This is a genomic window from Microbispora sp. NPDC049125 (assembly GCF_040802045.1).
Lineage (GTDB): Bacteria > Actinomycetota > Actinomycetes > Streptosporangiales > Streptosporangiaceae > Microbispora.
Genome location: NZ_JBEZDW010000026.1, coordinates 75,718 through 92,567, shown reverse-complemented (window position 1 = coordinate 92,567; position 16,850 = coordinate 75,718). Strand labels below are relative to the sequence as shown.

The 16,850-nt window shown below is 72.9% G+C and carries 12 protein-coding genes; 7 read left to right on the top strand and 5 right to left on the bottom strand.

Annotated features, from left to right (window positions below):
- The first annotated feature begins 117 nt into the window (after positions 1-117).
- Positions 118-5,622 carry an amino acid adenylation domain-containing protein gene (locus AB0B72_RS26935; protein ID WP_367741759.1) on the top strand — a complete coding sequence of 1,835 codons (5,505 nt, stop codon included), beginning with the start codon at positions 118-120 and terminating at the stop codon, positions 5,620-5,622.
- An 86-nt stretch (positions 5,623-5,708) separates the two neighbouring features.
- On the opposite strand, the gene AB0B72_RS26930 is transcribed toward AB0B72_RS26935, so the two are convergent.
- Complete coding sequence (locus AB0B72_RS26930; RefSeq protein ID WP_367741758.1) at positions 5,709-6,260, bottom strand: RNA 2'-phosphotransferase; 552 nt, start codon at positions 6,258-6,260, stop codon at positions 5,709-5,711.
- A gap of 89 nt (positions 6,261-6,349) precedes the next feature.
- Positions 6,350-6,943 carry a hypothetical protein gene (locus AB0B72_RS26925; RefSeq protein ID WP_367741757.1) on the bottom strand — a complete coding sequence of 198 codons (594 nt, stop codon included), beginning with the start codon at positions 6,941-6,943 and terminating at the stop codon, positions 6,350-6,352.
- Positions 6,944-7,147: 204 nt separating this feature from the next.
- On the opposite strand from AB0B72_RS26925, the gene AB0B72_RS26920 reads away from it, so the two are divergent.
- Positions 7,148-7,687 carry a DUF1697 domain-containing protein gene (locus tag AB0B72_RS26920; protein ID WP_367741756.1) on the top strand — a complete coding sequence of 180 codons (540 nt, stop codon included), beginning with the start codon at positions 7,148-7,150 and terminating at the stop codon, positions 7,685-7,687.
- A 110-nt stretch (positions 7,688-7,797) separates the two neighbouring features.
- On the opposite strand, the gene AB0B72_RS26915 is transcribed toward AB0B72_RS26920, so the two are convergent.
- On the bottom strand, positions 7,798-9,255 hold the full coding sequence (locus AB0B72_RS26915) for an MFS transporter (protein ID WP_367741755.1): 1,458 nt from the start codon (positions 9,253-9,255) through the stop codon (positions 7,798-7,800).
- 144 nt (positions 9,256-9,399) lie between these two features.
- On the opposite strand from AB0B72_RS26915, the gene AB0B72_RS26910 reads away from it, so the two are divergent.
- From AB0B72_RS26910 to AB0B72_RS26900, 3 genes are all read left to right on the top strand, one after another.
- Positions 9,400-9,759, top strand: a complete 360-nt coding sequence (locus AB0B72_RS26910) for a YciI family protein (RefSeq protein ID WP_367741754.1) — start codon at positions 9,400-9,402, stop codon at positions 9,757-9,759.
- Entirely contained in the window at positions 9,756-11,018 is a 1,263-nt protein-coding gene (locus tag AB0B72_RS26905; RefSeq protein ID WP_367741752.1) for an RNA polymerase sigma factor, read from the top strand. Before AB0B72_RS26910 ends, AB0B72_RS26905 begins: the two co-directional genes overlap by 4 nt.
- A gap of 169 nt (positions 11,019-11,187) precedes the next feature.
- Positions 11,188-12,396: a cytochrome P450 gene (locus AB0B72_RS26900; RefSeq protein WP_367741751.1), complete on the top strand. Its 1,209-nt coding sequence runs from the start codon at positions 11,188-11,190 to the stop codon at positions 12,394-12,396.
- Between the two features lie 15 nt (positions 12,397-12,411).
- On the opposite strand, the gene AB0B72_RS26895 is transcribed toward AB0B72_RS26900, so the two are convergent.
- The gene (locus AB0B72_RS26895) at positions 12,412-13,371 is read right to left on the bottom strand and encodes a DUF2332 domain-containing protein (protein ID WP_367741750.1); all 960 of its coding nucleotides are present in this window, start codon (positions 13,369-13,371) and stop codon (positions 12,412-12,414) included.
- Between the two features lie 126 nt (positions 13,372-13,497).
- On the opposite strand from AB0B72_RS26895, the gene AB0B72_RS26890 reads away from it, so the two are divergent.
- A complete protein-coding gene (locus tag AB0B72_RS26890) occupies positions 13,498-13,692 on the top strand; it encodes a DNA-binding protein (protein ID WP_367741749.1) in 195 nt (64 codons plus the stop codon).
- Between the two features lie 46 nt (positions 13,693-13,738).
- Here the strand turns inward: AB0B72_RS26890 and AB0B72_RS26885 are convergent, their stop codons facing one another.
- Positions 13,739-15,025 (bottom strand): DUF2786 domain-containing protein, encoded by a 1,287-nt coding sequence (locus AB0B72_RS26885; protein WP_367741748.1) that lies wholly within the window; start codon positions 15,023-15,025, stop codon positions 13,739-13,741.
- A gap of 131 nt (positions 15,026-15,156) precedes the next feature.
- On the opposite strand from AB0B72_RS26885, the gene AB0B72_RS26880 reads away from it, so the two are divergent.
- Positions 15,157-16,788: an ABC-F family ATP-binding cassette domain-containing protein gene (locus AB0B72_RS26880; RefSeq protein WP_367741747.1), complete on the top strand. Its 1,632-nt coding sequence runs from the start codon at positions 15,157-15,159 to the stop codon at positions 16,786-16,788.
- Positions 16,789-16,850: the final 62 nt, after the last annotated feature.

The following is a 16,850-nucleotide window of genomic DNA, read 5'->3' as shown; positions in this document are numbered from 1 at the left end:
CTGGCCGAACACCACGGCCACGCATTTGATTCGACTTTCAAGCGTTTTCTCGCATTACCACTATTCCCCTGTGGTCAGTTGTTCTGCGCATTAGTCGCGCAGAGAGGAGAACGCTCGGTGACGATAACGCCGACGACTGACAACGAGCATCTAGTAGCATCGCTTTCCCCACGCCGGCAGGAGGCGCTGCGCCGGCTTCTCGCCACCCGGGCCGCCGCCGCGAACGCCATCACCCCGCGGGGCGAGGGACCGGCCCCCTGCTCCTACGAACAGGCGCAGATGTGGCTCGGCGCACGGCTCGGCGAGGGCGCGCCCGCGCCGAACTCCACCATCGGCCTGCGGCTCACCGGCCCGCTCGACACGGGCGCTCTCACCGTGGCGCTGGACACCCTGGTCGATCGGCACGAGATCCTGCGCACCGTCTACGAGGGCGACGGGAACGAGCCCCGCCAGATCGTCCTCGACCCCGGACCGGCGCCGCTCGACGTCGTCGACCTGCGAGAACTGCCGGTGGACGAGCGGGAGGCCAGGGCACGGGAGATCACCTCCAGGGCCGCGGTGGAGCGGTTCGACCTGGAGAGCGGCCCGGTCCACCGTACGACGCTGGTGCGTCTGGGCGACGAGGAGCACGTGCTGCTGTTCGCCTGCCACCACATCGCGTGCGACGGGTGGTCGGTCGGCATCATCGTGGACGAGCTGACCGCCGTCTACGCGGCCGTGCGCGAGGGCCGCCCGGCCGAGCTCGGCCCGCCCCCGCTCCAGTACGCCGACTACGCCGTGTGGTCCCGGCGCGAGCTGACCGGCGAGCAGCGTGAGCGACGGCTCGGGTACTGGCGCGACCGGCTGGACGGCGCGTCCTCGGTCGAGCTGCCGATCGCCAAGGAGCCGGGCGACGCCCCTTCCGCCGGCATGCGCAGCGACTGCCATCTGTTCACGCTGCCGGACGAGGTGCTGCGGGCGCTGCGGGAGGCGGGCGGCCCCGGAACCACGCCGTTCGTGGCCCTGCTCACCGTCTTCTCGATGCTGCTGGCGCGCTACACCGGCCAGAGCGACCTGACGCTCGCCACGGTGAACGGCGGACGCCGCCGGGTGGAGCTGGAGCCGATACTCGGCTGCTTCGTCAACGCCCTCCCCCTGCGTGCCGACCTGTCGGGCAACCCCTCGTTCCGCCAGGCCGCCGCCGGAGTGCGGCGCCGGCTCGGCGAGGCGCTCACCAACCACCTGCCGTTCTCCGAGCTGACGGAGGCGCTGAGCGACCAGGACGCCCGCAACTTCTCGCTGTCGACCGTGGGCTTCTCGCTGCGTGCCTTCCGTGACCAGCGCGGGCGCTGGCCGGGCATGGAGGCGTCGGTGTGGGAGCACGACGTCGACGACTTCACCTACGACCTCGCGCTGCTGGTGCACCTGAACGAGGCGGACGACGACCCCCAGCTCTACCTGACCTACAAGAAGGACCGCTTCGACGCCGACGCCGTGGTCCGGCTCGCCGGGCACTACCGGGCGCTGGCCGAGCGGATCGCCTCGGCCCCCGGCACGCCGCTCTCCGATCTGGAGCTGCTCACCGACGCCGAGCGCGACGTCGCTCTGGGCACATGGAACGACTCGGCCAGGCCGTACCCCGACGCGGCCCTTCCCGAGCTGCTGGAGCGCCACGCGGACTCCGGCGCGGTCGCGGCCTCCTTCCAGGGCCGCACGACCACGTACGCCGAGCTGCACGCCCGCGCCAACCAGGTCGCGCACCTGCTGCGCGAGCGGGGCGTCGGCCCGGAGGACACGGTGGGCGTGCTGCTCGACCGGAGCCCCGAGCTGATCGCCTGCCTGCTGGGCGTGTGGAAGGCCGGCGCCGCCTACCTGCCGATGGACCCGAAGTTCCCCGCTCAGCGGATCTCCGACATGCTGTCGACCGCCGCGAGCCCGCTCGTGCTGACCTCCGCCGCGTACGCGTCCCTGTTCGACGGCGTCGAGATCGTGGACGTGGACGGCGGAGCATTCGACGAGCTCCCCACCACGCCGGTCGGCGTGCCGTACGACATCGACCGGCTGGCCTATGTGATCTTCACGTCGGGCTCGACCGGACGGCCGAAGGGCGTGCAGGTCACCCACCGCGGGCTGGTCAACCACGTGTGGTGGGCGGTCGAGGACCTGGCGGGCGAGGGGGACGGCGGGGCGCCCCTGTTCGGCTCGGTGGCGTTCGACCTCGTCGTGCCCAACCTGTGGGCGCCGCTGGTCGTCGGCCAGAAGGTGACCGTCCTCGAGCAGGACTTCGACATGGGCGAGCTGGGGGCGCTGCTCGTGGCGGGCGGGCCGTACAGCTTCATCAAGTGCACCCCCGGCCACCTGGAGATCCTCGGCCACCAGATCGACGCCAGGCAGGCCGCCGCGCTCGCCGGGAAGATCGTCGTCGCGGGCGAGGCGCTGCCGGGGCCGATGGCCAACCGCTGGCTGGAGATGCTCGGCCCCGGACGGCTGATCAACGAGTACGGCCCGACCGAGGCGTCGGTGGGCACCTGTGTCTACCCCGTCCGGGACGCCCAGCTCGTCGAGGTCGTCCCGATCGGCAAGCCGCTGCCGAACATGCGGATGTACGTCCTGGACGCCTCGCGGCGGCTTCAGCCGGCGGGGATCCCCGGCGAGCTGTACGTCGGCGGCGTCGGCGTCACCCGGGGCTACATGAACCGGCCCGACCTCACCGAGGAGCGGTTCCTCCCTGATCCCTTCGCCGACGACTTCCCCGGCGGCGGCCGGATGTACCGCACCGGCGACCGGGTGACGTGGCTGCGCGACGGGAACGTCGCCTTCCTGGGGCGCTTCGACGACCAGGTGAAGATCCGCGGCTACCGCATCGAGCTCGACGAGGTCAGGGCGTCGGTGCTCGACCATCCCGGCGTGCGCGACGCGGTGGTCACCGTGCACGCGTTCACCGCCGAGGACAGGCGCCTGGTGGCGTACTACGTCCCCACCGGAGCCGAACCGGGCGATCTCGCGGAGCACTGCGCCGCCCGGCTGCCGGACTACATGGTCCCGTCGATGTTCGTGCCGCTGGAGAGCATCCCGCTCAACCAGAACGGCAAGGTGGACCGCAAGGCGCTGCCCGAGCCCGTCGTGGCCGTCGGGGAGGACCTGGCCGAGCCCACCACCGCGACCGAGATCCTGGTGGCCCAGGTCTGGCGGGAGGTCCTCGGCATCGAGGCGATCTCGATCGACCACGACTTCAACGCCCTCGGCGGCCACTCGCTGCTGCTCATCCGCATGGTCGCCAAGCTGCGCCAGGTGCTCCCCGCGGACGGCTACCAGGTGAGCGTGCTCGACGCGATCGCCAACCGGACCGTGCGGGAGCTGGCCGCTCTGGTCGACCGGGCGAACGCCGCGACCGGCGAGGAGGCGGACGGCCGCCCTCGCGGCCTGCTCATCGAGCTCACCAAGCCTGTCGCCGCACCACAGCTCACCTTGGTCTGCGTCCCGTACGGCGGGGCGAGCGCGATGGTCTACCAGCCGCTGGCCGACGCCCTCCCGCCCGGGCACACGCTGCTCGCCGCCTCACTGCCAGGCCACGAGCTCGGCGTCGAGGAGGAACCCATCGGCTTCGAGGAGGCGGCCCAGCGGATCGCCGACGAGGTGCTGGAGCGGGTGCGCGGGCCGGTCGCCCTGTACGGCCACTGCGTGGGAAGCGCGCTGACGGCGGAGGCCGCCCGGCGGCTGGAGATTGCCGGGCGCCGGGTCGAGGCCGTCTACATGGGCGGCAGCTTCCCCTTCGCCACCCCACGCAAGGGCTTCAACGGGCTGATGGGCCGGATCTTCCGCAGCGAGCGGCTGGACAACCACACGGCCCACGCGAACTGGCTGCGGGCCATGGGCGCCGACCTGCAGGACCTCGCTCCCGAGCAGGTCGACCACATCATCCGTACGATGCGGGTGGACGCCAGGGCCGGTGAGGACTACTTCAGCGACCTGGTCGAACGGCAGAGCCCGCAGCTCCGGGCGCCGGTCGTCTCGATCATCGGCGACCGCGACGCGCTGACCGACTTCTACCAGGAGCGGTACCGGGACTGGCACGCCGTGTCGGAGACGACCGCGCTGGTCGTGATGGCCGAGGCGGGCCACTACTTCCTGCGGTACCGCACCGAGGAGCTCGCCGCGATCGTCACCACCACGCACGAGGCGTTCGACCGGCCGGAGGAGTGGCGTCCGGACGCCGGCGGCGCGGCAACGTGGTGGCGGGAGGCGCTGTCCACCGACCGGAAGAGCCAGGTGGCGGGGGCGCAGCCCGGCCTCGGACGGTTCTTCACGGTCGCGACCGGCCAGATCGTCTCCATGATCGGCGCAGTGATGACCGAGTTCGCCGTGCCGATCTGGGCCTACATCAAGACCGGCTCGCTGGTGCAGTTCGGCCTGTTCGCCATCATCGCGCTGGTGCCGGGGCTGATCCTCGCGCCGCTGATCGGCGCCCTGGTCGACCGGTACGACCGCAAGCGGGCCATGCTCGCCGGCGACGGCGGGTCACTCGTCGTCCAGGCCGCGCTGCTGGCCCTGCTGGTGACCGACACGCTGGCGATGCCCATGCTGTACGGCCTGCTGGTGCTGCTGTCGATATCGGTCACCCTGCAACGGGTGGCCTGGCAGTCGGCCGGGCCACAGCTCGCGCCCAAGCACTACCTGCACCACGTCGGCGGCGTCGTCCAGCTCGGCAACGCGATCGCCCAGCTCATGGTGCCGCTGTTCTCGGTCGCACTGCTGTCGCTCATCGGGATCAACGGCATCCTGACGGCCAACGTGGTCTGCTACGCCTTGGCCTTCACGGTCACGGCGCTGGTCCGCTTCCCCGCGACGATGGCGTGGCGGCGCAGGGAGACCGTGTCCGCCGAGATCCGGGCCGGCTTCCGCTACCTGCTGCGCCGCCGGGGGCTTCGCGCCATGGCGTTCACGATGTTCATCGTCAACTTCTTCCTGTTCACCGGCTTCATCATGATCCCGCCGCTGGTCCTGTCGGTCGGCGAGCTGGCCGACACCGGGCGGGTGGCACTGCTCGCGGGCGTCGGCGCGGTGTGCGGCGGCCTGACCATCGCGCTGTGGGGCGGGCCGAGGAACCGCCGGATGTTCGGCATGCTGTCGGCCGCCGGAGTGCTGGGGATCTTCTGCGCCATCGCGGGGCTCCGCCCGTCGCTCATCCTCATCACGGTCGGCGCCTTCGGGATGTCGCTCATGATGACGATCAGCGACGGCATCTGGCTGACGATCATCCACTCGAAGGTGCCCCAGCGCTACCACGCCCGGGTCATCGCGATCAACCGGATGCTGGCGCTGTCGACCCAGCCCGTCGGCCTGGCCGTGCAGGCGTGGCTGGTGGGGCTGGTCTTCGAGCCGCTGATGCGGGAGGGCGGCCCGCTCGCGGGCTCCGTGGGCAAGGTGATCGGAGTCGGCGACGGGCGCGGGATCGGCCTGCTGTACATCGTGTGCGGGCTGGCGATCGCGATCACGATCACGGTGGCGCTGCGCCATCCGGCTCTCGCGCGCTTCGACCAGGAGACGCCGGACGCCGAGGCGGACGACCTCGTCGGCCTGGAGGCCCTGCGCGCCCGCGGGCAGGCCCCCGCCGCGATGACCGGCGCCGCGTCCCGCACCTGAACGCAGGGCGGGGCCTGAAACGGGACCCCGCCCCCGTGAAGCGAAGCCGGCCTGTCGCCGTGGTCGAACGCGGCGGCTGGCCGGCTTCAGCGGCCGAGGCCGGGAAACCCGACGAAGGACGGCGGGACGTGCGCGACGAGCCATACGCCGTTCTCGCTGCGGTAGAACTCGTGCCCGGCGGCGTGCATCGCGCCCGCGTCCACGGTGAGGACCACCGGCGCGCCGCGGCGGGAGCCGACCCGGGTGGCCGTCGCCGGATCGGGCGACAGATGGACGTGGTGGCGGCTCATCGGCGCGAGCCCCTGCTCGCGGATCGACGGTAGGGCCGCGGCGACGGTGCCGTGGTACAGCGTCCCCGGCGGCTCGACCGGCGACAGACCCAGCTCCACCGGCACCGAGTGGCCCTGGCTGGCCCGGATCCGCCCACCCTGGATCACGTAGCGTCGCTTGTCGTTGCGGGCGACGACCTCGTCCAGCTCCTCCAGGGAGATGGGGAAGCCGTGATCCTTCGCGGCCGCGAGCAGCGTGTCGACGCCGACCCAGCCCGCCGGATCCAGTTCCAGGCCGATCGCCTCCGGCTGATGACGCAGATGCGCGGCCAGGTATTTGGAGATCCGCACCATCCGCCGCTCGTCCATCGCAGTCCCCGGGTCGTCGTGGCCACCCCACGATTGTGGCAGCGACGCGGCCGATCGACGACGGCCGGGGGAAGGGCGGCAAGGAGGGGTCAGGCCTCCTCCGGCTTGCGCTTGCGCGGGTTGACCGCGACCCACTCGGCGTCCCAGGCGGCGTAGCGGCGGTGGTCGAGCCGCCAGCGGAGCAGCAGGAACGAGGCCAGCAGCGCCAGCAGCGCCCCGGACGCCGTCGCCACCCCGGTGACCCACGCGGCGACCAGCGTGTCGGTCCTCTCCGGCGGCCGGGCCTGCGGCCTGCCCGAAGCGTCCACCCACACCCGTACGGCGGTCCCGGCCCTGGTGTGCGAGGGGACCGGGGCCTCGCCCGTCGCGATCCTCCCGGATCCGGACTTCCACGCGACCGTGGTGTGCAGCTGGGTGACCACACCGTCCGCCGACACCCAGGCGGCCTTCGGCACGTCGCGAAGCGCCGTGGCCGTCACCCACCGCCCCGACCGCTGCTGGGCCATCCCGCTCCGGTAGACGCCGTTCCCCACGACGATGGCCGGCACCAGGCTCAGCAGTGACAGGACCAGCACCAGGGCCAGCGCCACCGCCTCGACCTGGTCGGAGACGCGCCGCAGCGGATTGCCGTCCGGCCGGTACAACCGTACGCACCGCATGGCCCGCCGACCCAGCTCTCGCACCACGGCCACCTCCCTGCAACCGTTCTGCCCCGCGCAGCGGGTCTCCAGTCCACGGCGCGCCGGTCGAGCTCAGGGCTCTCGGAACTCGGGGGCGCCCGGCAGCGACCCCGGCGCCCTCCTCCCCACAACGCACGGCCATACCTGACGCGGGATGACACAAACGGGCGATAGCGTCCGAGAGCGTTCGGACCGAAGGAGGAGCAGGTGCGATATGTGGCGCTGCTACGCGGCATCAACGTCAACCCCCGCACGAGGATCGCCATGGCGGACCTCCGCTCGCTGGTGGAAGGGCTCGGGTACACCGAGGTCAAGACGCATCTGCAGAGCGGCAACGTCGTGTTCAGCGGGGACAAGGAGCCGCCGGGACGGGTTGCGGCGGCCGTCGAGCGGCGGATCACCGAGGAGCTCGGCATGTCCGTCGCGGTCATGGTGCGGACGGCCGCCGAGCTGCGAGACGTCGTGGAGGGCAACCCGCTGGAGGTGCGCGACCCCGCCAAGTTCGCCGTGGCGTTCCTGGCCTCCCCGCCCGACAGGAAGGCGCTGGAGAACATCGACCCGGCGCTCTACGCCCCGGAGAAGATGCGCGTCGGGCGGTGCGAGCTGTACATCGACTTCCCCGACGGCCTGCGGCGGCCGAAGCTGCCGCCCCTGCTGGAGAAGCGCTTCACCAACCCCGCGACGCTGCGCAACTGGACCACGGTCACCCGCCTCCTCACCCTGGCCGAGCCCCCGCCCCCGGCCTGACCGCCCATCACCCCGACGGCCAGAGCCTGGCAGCGAGTTGGAGCGCGAGCACCCGCGCCTGCCGCGGCTCACCTGGCACTCCGGCCGGCCCGGGGTGCGGGCGGTGCCCCCTACGGCGTTCGCTTTCGGCGGGAGAGCGTCAGGGCTACGGTGGCGCCCACGATGAGGACGGCGGCGGCCACCTGAAAGGCCGAATGGTAGCCGTCGACGGCAGTCGCGCCGGACGGGGTGGGTCCGGTGTGGCGGAAGGCCAGGGTGGCCAGGCAGGCGAGGCCGATCGCGCCGCCCACCTGTTGCATGGTGTTCTGCACCGCCGAGGCCACGCTGGAGTCCTCGCCGGTGACGCCGTGCAGCGCGGCGTCCAGAAGCGCCGGGAACGTCACCCCGGTGAACAGGCCGACCACGAGCATGCAGGGCAGGACCCCGCCCACATACGAGCCGTCCGCGTCGAGGCGGAGGGTCATGAGGAGTCCTGCGGCGAGGCCGGCGAAGCTGGTGACCAGGAGCGCACGCACCCCGGCGCGCGGCAGCAGGGCGCTGCCGAAGGCGATGCCCGCGCCGATGGCCAGCCCGAACGGCACGTACGACAGGCCGCCCCGCAGCGGCGAGTACCCCAGCACCTGCTGCTCGTACAGGGTGAGCAGGAAGACGAACGTGAAGAACGCGGCCGTGTTGAGCAGGCTGAGGACGTTGGCCGTCACCCGGGTGCGGTCGGCGAAGAGCCGGGGCGGGATCAGCGGCGCGACCGAGCGCGCCTCGACGAGGACCGTGGCCGCGAGCAGGGCGAGCCCGCCGAGCAGTGGCGCCAGCACCTGCCACGAGCCCCACGGATGGGTGGCGGCCTGCTGCAGGCCCGACACGATCGCCACCAGGCCGACCGTGGCGGTGACCGCTCCGGTGAGGTCGAGGCGGCGGTGGTCGCGGGCCATCCGGCTCTCGGTCACCAGGCGCGGCACGAGAGCCAGGACGACCAGCACGACCGGCAGGTTGATGAAGAAGATCCAGCGCCAGGACGCCAGGTCGGTCAGCACCCCGGAGATGATCGTCCCCGCGATCCCGCCGAGGCCGGTGAGCCCGCCCCAGATGCCCAGGGCCTTCGCCCGTTCGCCGGGTTCGGTGAAGAGCAGGGCGATCAGGCCGAGCGCGGCGGGCGCGGCCAGCGCCTCCCCGACGCCCTGCGCGAAGCGTCCCGTCAGCAGCATCCCCGCGCCGGCCGCCGCCCCCGACACGGCCGATGCGAGCGCGAAGACCGCGACCCCGGCCAGGAACAGCCGCCGCCTGCCGTAGATGTCGGCCAGCCGCCCGCCGAGCAGCAGCAGGCCGCCCGCCATGAGCGCGTACCCGTTGACCACCCAGGCCAGGCCCGGTCCGGAGAAGCCGAGGTCATGCTGGATGCGCGGCAGGGCGACGTTCACGATCGTCAGGTCGAGGACGAGCACGAACTGGAAGAGGCCCAGCACGGCCAGTGCCCGCCACCGCCGGCGATCCGGCGCGGCGAGCGGCGGCCCGGCGTCCGATCTCCGCGTGGTCTTCGGGCTTTCCGGGGTCTTCGAAGTCTCCGCGGTCATGAAAGGCGTCCCTTCTCGGGTCCGGTGGTGAGTTCCTGGCGAGGAGCCCGGGATAGGCGGGGTTCTCGCGAAGGGGTGTAGAAACCGGGGCGCCGGTTTCGACATGGTGGTGGGGCGATCCGCCCCGGACGACGAGAGGCGCCGATGAAGTACGTGATCCTCATCCACAGCAACCCCGCCGCCTGGGACGCGCTGACCGAGGCCCAGAAGGTGGAGGTCGGCCGCCGTCACCTGGCCCTCACCGACGACCTGGCCGCGTCCGGCGAGCTGATCGTCACCGAGGCGCTGGCCGACCCGTCGATGACCAGGCACGTCATGGTGCGCGACGGCCGCACGGTCGCGGGCGACGGGCCGTTCGCCGAGGTCAAGGAGCACCTGGCGGGCTTCTATCTGGTCGACTGCGACAGCATGGACCGCGCGCTCTCCCACGCGGCGCGCCTGGCCCCTTACGGCGAGATCGAGGTCCGCCCGGTCATGGACCTGCGCGCCGTCCTCGACGTGTGAGCAGCGCCCATCAGACCTGCGAGCCGGCCCGGGTCGAGGAGCTGCTGCGTACCCTGGCGCCGGCGGTGCTCGGCGTGCTCGTGCGGCGGTACGGCGACTTCGGCACGTGCGAGGACGCCGTCCAGGAGGCGCTGCTGGCGGCGGCCGTCCAGTGGCCCGCCGAGGGGGTGCCGGCCAACCCGCCGGGCTGGCTGGTCAAGGTCGCCGCGCGCCGGTGGACCGAGTTGTGGCGCAACGAGACGGCCCGGCGCCGCCGCGAGGAGGCCGCCGCCCTGCTGGCCCCGCCGGAGCCCGCACCCGCGCCCGCCTCCGACGACACGCTGACCCTGCTCATGTTGTGCTGCCATCCGTCGCTCACCCCGGCGTCCCAGGTGGCGCTGACGCTGCGGGCCGTCGGCGGGCTGAGCACCGCCGAAATCGCCCGCGCCCTGCTGGTGCCTCCCGCGACCGCGGCGCAGCGGATCAGCCGCGCCAAGCAGACGATCCGGGCAAGCGGCGCGACGTTCCGGATGCCTCCGCCGGACGAGCGCTCCACCCGGATGGCGGCGGTCACCGAAGTGCTGTACCTGATCTTCAACGAAGGGTACACGGCCAGCTCGGGCTCGGCGCTGCACCGCGTCGAGCTCACCGCCGAGGCCGTCCGCCTCACCCGGCAGCTCCACGCCCTGCTGCCCCGGGACGGCGAGGTGGCGGGGCTGCTGGCGCTCATGCTGCTCACCGACGCCCGCCGCCCCGCGCGTGTCGGCCCGGACGGCGCGCTGGTCCCGCTCGCCGACCAGGACCGGAGCCGGTGGGACGCCGCCGCCGTCGCCGAGGGCGTCGCGCTGATCAGCCGTACCCTGGCCCGCGGCCCGGTCGGGCCTTACCAGCTGCAGGCCGCCATCGCGGCGGTGCACGACGAGGCTCCTCGGGCCGAGGACACCGACTGGCCACAGATCCTCACGCTGTACGACCTGCTCGACGCCGTCGCGCCGGGGCCGATGGTGACGCTGAACCGCGTCGTCGCCGTCGCCATGGTGCACGGGTCACTGGCCGGGCTCCGGCATCTGGCCGCCGCCGAGGCGGATCCCGCGCTCGCCGACCATCATCGCCTGCACGCCGTACGGGCTCACCTGCTCGACCTCGCGGGCGACCACGAGGCGGCGCGCGCGCACTACGAGCTGGCCGCACGGCGCACGCTCAACCTCCCTGAGCAGCGCTATCTCCGCCTCCGCGCCGCCCGCGCCGGCCACCCACCGGAGGCCGGGACAGGAAGATGAGCGTGCCGGGTCTCTCGAGGTACGTATCCACGGCGTACCCGGGCCCGGGCGCATGGATGCCGGGGCTCCTGGAACGCTTAAGAGTGATCCGGCTGGTCATGTCCACGATCGCCCGCGGTCGATCAGTATGGCGGTGAGGACGACTTGATCCCGATCCGGGGAGGCACCCTTGGCCGCCGAGGAACGCGACGCCCTGATGCGTGACCCCTATCCCACGTACGCGCGGGCGCGCGAGACGCCGGGGCTGACCTTCCTCCCCGAGATGGACGCCTGGCTGGTCAGCCGGGACGCCGACGTCCGCGAGGTGCTGCGCCGCCCGGAGGACTTCTCCTCGGCCAACGCGTTGCGGGGCGACTTCGCCCCCACCCCGGCCGTCGTGGCCGAGCTGTCGCACGGGATCGGAGGGGCGTCCGTGGTCGTCACCTCCGACGGGCCGGCACACCAGCGGTACCGGGCGCCGCTCGTCCGGGGCCTGTCCGCCGCCCGGGTCGCCGCGATGGTCCCGTTCATCGCCGAACGCGCGGAGGCCCTCGTCGGCTCGTTCGCCTCCGCGGGCGGGACCGAGCTGATCGGCGCGTACGCCAAACGGCTGCCGGGCGAGGTCATCGGGCACCTGCTCGGCCTCGATCCCACTGACGTGCCCATGGCGGTACGGACCGGCTACCGGGCGGAGGAGCTCTTCTTCCGCCCCATGGGCGAGGAGGACCAGATCCGCGCGGCCCGGGAGATCGTCGCGCTGCAACACCTGCTCGACGGCTACGCGCGAAGGCGGCGGGAGACCCCGCGGGACGACCTGTGCGGTGAGATGGTCCGCTCGCTGGCTCCCGGCTCCGGCCCTCTCACCCTCCCGCAGCGGGCCGAGCTGGTGTCGAATCTGCAGAACTTCCTGATCGCCGGGCACCTGACCACGACGGCGCTCATCGGCACCGCCGTACTGCACCTGCTGCGGCACCCGGCGCAGTGGGAGCTGCTCCGCGCGCGTCCCGAGCTGATCCCCGGCGCCGTCGAGGAGTGCGCCCGCTACGACAGCGCCATCCAGGCCTTCCGCCGCGTCACGACCCGTCCGGTGACCCTCGCCGGCACCGACTTGCCCGCCGGGGCCTCGGTCATGGTCGCGTACGGCTCCGCCAACAGGGACGGGGAGAGGCATGAGCGGCCCGGCGAGCTCGACATCACGCGAGGGTCGCGCCGGCATGTCGCCTTCGGCCACGGAGTGCACGCCTGCCCGGGGGCGCAGCTCGCCCGGGAACAGGTGCGGATCACCTTGGAGACCCTGATCCGGCGGCTGCCCGGCCTGCGGCTGGCACCGGGCCGGCCCGTCGTCATGGCGCCCACGATGATCCACCGCTCCCCCGAGGCCCTCCACCTGGTCTGGTGAGCTCCCCCGCCGCCGTCAGGCGCCGAGCCAGTGGAGCCACTCGCCGTGCGGGCCGGTCATGGCCAGCGGCCGGCCGTCCAGTGCGGTCAGGAACGTGAGGCGGTCCTCAGGCAGGTCGCGGGTGAGCCGTTCGGACACCGAGGGCAGCCGCGACGCCCCTTCGTTCGAGACCCACCGGACCGGCAGGCCCCGCACCACCGCGACGAACCGGTCGCGCGCCTCCGCGTCCAGGTACGGCAGGACCGCGCTGTGGAACACGACGACCGTGGCGCCCTCCGGCGCCCGCGCGACCAGGCCGGGCAGCCCGGCGGCGGCGTCACCGCGGACGAGGTGCGGCGGGTCCCGCCGCGCCATGCTCAGGGCCCCACGCAGGCGGGCCAGCCGCTCGTCCTGCCCCGGCCACACCAGGCACTCCAGCCAGCGCGTCGCGTCGTCGTCCCGTACGTCGATCGGGTCGAGGTCGAGACCGGCCCTCCATACGACGTCCGGCATCCGCCGGGGCACCGGAACCTCTCCGGCGGTCCGGCAGGTGAGGGTCACCGGCCCGTCTTCGGGCCCGAAGACCGGCAGGTCGCCGTACCGGTACCGGTACCGGTCGGGGTAGAGGCACAAGCCGGCCGAGGCGCCGACCTCGATCAGGGCCAGCGGCTGGGGCAGCGCGGCGAGCACCGGCAGGAGGCTCGCGCACCGGCCGACCTCGTTGGTCTGCGTCCTGCGGGCGAGCATCGCGGCGCGCACCTCGTCCCAGTGGCGCGAGGTCCACGACAGGAACCGGGCGGGATCGTCCACCGGCCCGCCGAGGAAGCGCACCGCGGCGAACAGCAGGTTCGGCTGCCGCTTGATCGAAGGCAGCCCGTCGATCAGGCTCAGCAGCCGGTCGTCGGAGGCCACGCCCCGAGCCAGGCTCTCGTACGCCGGGGAGTGCCCTCTGACCTCCCGTTCGGCGAAATACCGGTACCACTCCGCCGTCTCCATACGTTCCTCCCCACGTCCTTCCCCGCTCGTCCATCGCGTCGCTTAGCCGGGGTCCGTTACCCTGAGGACCCCGGTTACCCGGAGGACCCCGGAGCGGCCCGCCATCGGACTGTGGAGGAGACAATCATGGAGCAGGCGGATCTGCCCAAGCTCGCCGCCCCCGCCCGGCGCGCGCTCACGGGCGCCGGTTACTCCAGCCTGGAGCAGCTCAGCCAGGTCAGCGAGGCAGAGCTTCTCGCTCTGCACGGCATGGGGCCGAACGCGATGGCCGCGCTGCGCGACGCCCTCGCCGAACGCGGCCTGTCCTTCCGCGACGCCTGACCCGGATCACGCCGGCCTGATCGTCCGGGTGCCGGATGCGCGCAGGTCACGTGTCAGCGCGGGACCCAGGCCACCGAGATTCTGGATCTCCGGCGGAGATCTTCGTGTGGACGTCCAGGACGGCCGCGTCGGCCGCGGCCCGCCCCGAGATCCATCCCTCGCGGTTGCTGACCGAACCCGCCCCGACGACCCGCAGCTCGGGAAAGATCTGTCCGACCTTCGCGTCGACCGCCCGGTCTCTGGCCGCGAGCACGGGCAGCAGGTCCCTGCCGGTCTCGGCGGACGCCTGCTGGACGGCCTCCCCCGCCGCCTCCCGGAGCCGCTCCCCGATCCGCTGGGCGTAGGCGGCGAGGAACGACTGCCGGAACGACCGGGTGCGTGACCGGCCCGCGCCGTCCCGGCGGGATCCGGTCAGCGCCATGGCGGCGGTCGCCTGCACCAGCAGGGAGGTGAACAGCACCTCGACGGCCGCCAGATCGGCGTCGAAGCCCAGCACGGTGACGAACCCCAGATCGCGGCTCCAGACCGCCCGGCAGTGGTTGGCCGAGGCGATCACGTCGAGCAGCACCGCCTTGGGCCCCTCGTACGGCGCGTCGATCCCCAGCCGGCGGCCCGACGGCTCGTCGGCGCCGGATCGGCCGGTGGTCCCGGCCGCCAGCAGCGCGGCGTCGATGCTATGCCGCGACATCAGCGACTGGGCGGCGGCCGTGAACGTCTCGGCCTCGGCCTCGAACTCCGTCGACTCCGCCTTGGCCAGCAGCGCGCGGACCCGGGCCAGCATGCGCTCGTCGGTCGCCCGGCTCGAAGGCCCGGCCGTCCGGCGCGCCGTCCCGGGCAACGGGCACAGCCGCTCCAACCGGGGCAGCCCGGCCAGTAAGGAGATCACGTCCAGCGCGCGGGTGATCTGGGTCACCCGGTCCTCGCCTCCGCCCTCACGAAGGATCTCCTCGACCCGCGACCACCAGACGACGGCGTTCAGCGACGCCAGCTGATCCTGCCAGCGGTCGTCGACCGTGGCCGGGGCGTAGGCTCGCATCTCCGCCGCGATCGCATCGGTGGCCAGCCGTACATGACCGGCCCCGAACCGCCGCCCCGCCAGCCGGATCACGTCGGCGGGCTGCCAGCCCTCCCGCCACGCGAACGACACGCGCTCTCGCAGCGCGGCCACCAGGGCGGCGTCCGTGAACGGCCGCAGGCCCTCGTCCGCCAGCACCTTCACGCAACGGCCGGCCTCCTCCTCGTCCCGATGGGCCCGCGCGTCCAGAGCCGCCGCGAGCACCTCGGCGGCCAGCTCGCCGGATGACGGCCGTGACGGCCCCTTCGCCTCGCCCATCAGGTCCCCCTCCTCGCCTGCCGCGGCCCGAGGCGGCCGCGTGAAGACATCATGCGCGACGGGGCGACGCCGCTCGCACGTCATCGCGACGCCTGTGGACGGTCCGGGCGACCGATAATCTTAGGACTCTGATGAGCGCCACTCTCGTTGTGAAAGAACTGGCCGCCGGGCACGGCGACCGCGCCCTGTTCGCCGATCTCGATCTGGTCGTCGCGCCCGGGGACGTCGTCGGGCTGGTCGGAGCCAACGGCGCGGGCAAGTCGACGCTGCTGCGCATGCTGGCCGGGCTCGACGCCCCCGAGCACGGCACCGTACGGCTCAGCCCGCCCACCGCCAACGTCGGCCACCTGCCGCAGGAGCCCGAGCGACGGCCGGGCGAGACGGTCGCCGCCTTCCTCGCCCGCCGGACCGGCGTGGCCGCCGCCCAGCGCGCCCTGGACGCGGCCACCGAGGCCCTCGTCGCCGGCGACCCCGGGGACGCGTACTCGGAGGCCCTGGACCGCTGGCTCGCCCTCGGCGGCGCGGACCTGGAGGAGCGGGCCGCGGAGGTGGCCGCCGACCTCGGGCTCGCGGTCGGTCTGGAGCAGGAGATGACATCCCTGTCCGGCGGTCAGGCGGCCCGGGCGGGGCTGGCGTCGCTGCTGCTCAGCAGGTACGACGTGCTGCTGCTCGACGAGCCCACCAACGACCTCGACCTCGACGGCCTGGAGCGGCTCGAACGCTTCGTCACCGGCCTGCGCGCCGGCGCCGTCGTCGTCAGCCACGACCGTGAGTTCCTCGCCCGTACGGTGAACAGGGTCGTCGAGCTCGACCTCGCCCAGCAGCAGGTCAGGGCGTACGGCGGCGGCTACGACGCCTACCTCAACGAGCGCGAGGTCGCCCGCAGGCACCAGCGCGAGCAGTACGAGGAGTACGCGGAGACCAAGGCGTCACTTGAGGCCCGTGCCCGGACGCAGCGCGCCTGGATGGAGAAGGGTGTCAAGAACGCCCGCCGCAAGGCGCCGGACAACGACAAGGTCGGGCGCGCGTTCCGCACCGAGGCGACCGAGAAGCAGGCCGCCAAGGCCAGGCAGACCGAGAAGCTGATCGAGCGGATGGACGTCGTCGAGGAGCCGCGCAAGGAGTGGGAGCTGCGGATGGAGATCGCCGCCGCCCCTCGCTCCGGCGCCGTGGTGGCGACACTTCGCGGAGCGGTCGTACGGCGTGGCGGGTTCCAGCTCGGGCCCGTCGACCTCCAGATCGACTGGGCGGAACGTGTCGCGATCACCGGGGCGAACGGGTCGGGCAAGACCACCCTGCTCGGCGTGCTGCTCGGCCGGCTTCCCCTCGACGAGGGCGCGGCGGCGCTCGGCCCCGGCGTGGTCGTCGGCGAGGTCGACCAGGCCCGCGCCCTGTTCGAGGGCGACGAGCCGCTGCTCGACGCGTTCGGCGCGCTCGTCGACCTGCCGCCCGCGGATGCCCGCACGCTGCTCGCCAAGTTCGGCCTGCGCGCCGACCACGTGCTGCGCCCGGCGGCCACCCTGTCCCCCGGCGAGCGCACCAGGGCCGCGCTCGCCCTTCTCCAGGCACGCGGGGTCAACCTGCTCGTCCTCGACGAGCCCACCAACCATCTCGACCTGCCCGCGATCGAGCAGCTGGAGGCGGCCCTCGACACGTACAAGGGCACCCTGCTGCTGGTCACCCACGACCGGCGCATGCTGGAGGCGGTCCACACCACGCGCCGCCTCCGCGTCGCCGCCGGGCAGGTCACCGAGACTCCCTGAAATTCCAACTTGCCCACCGGGCAAACTTGCCCGTTGGGCAAACTTCTGCGTAGCATGACGGC

Excerpts from the sequence above, each read along its gene's own strand:
- AB0B72_RS26930 (WP_367741758.1), bottom strand. The coding sequence starts at position 6,260 with ATGGACGAGCGGCGGATGGTGCGGATCTCCAAATACCTGGCCGCGCAT.
- AB0B72_RS26915 (WP_367741755.1), bottom strand. The coding sequence starts at position 9,255 with ATGACCGCGGAGACTTCGAAGACCCCGGAAAGCCCGAAGACCACGCGG.
- AB0B72_RS26910 (WP_367741754.1), top strand. The coding sequence starts at position 9,400 with ATGAAGTACGTGATCCTCATCCACAGCAACCCCGCCGCCTGGGACGCG.
- AB0B72_RS26895 (WP_367741750.1), bottom strand. The coding sequence starts at position 13,371 with ATGGAGACGGCGGAGTGGTACCGGTATTTCGCCGAACGGGAGGTCAGA.
- AB0B72_RS26890 (WP_367741749.1), top strand. The coding sequence starts at position 13,498 with ATGGAGCAGGCGGATCTGCCCAAGCTCGCCGCCCCCGCCCGGCGCGCG.
- AB0B72_RS26885 (WP_367741748.1), bottom strand. The coding sequence starts at position 15,025 with ATGGGCGAGGCGAAGGGGCCGTCACGGCCGTCATCCGGCGAGCTGGCC.
- AB0B72_RS26880 (WP_367741747.1), top strand. The coding sequence starts at position 15,157 with ATGAGCGCCACTCTCGTTGTGAAAGAACTGGCCGCCGGGCACGGCGAC.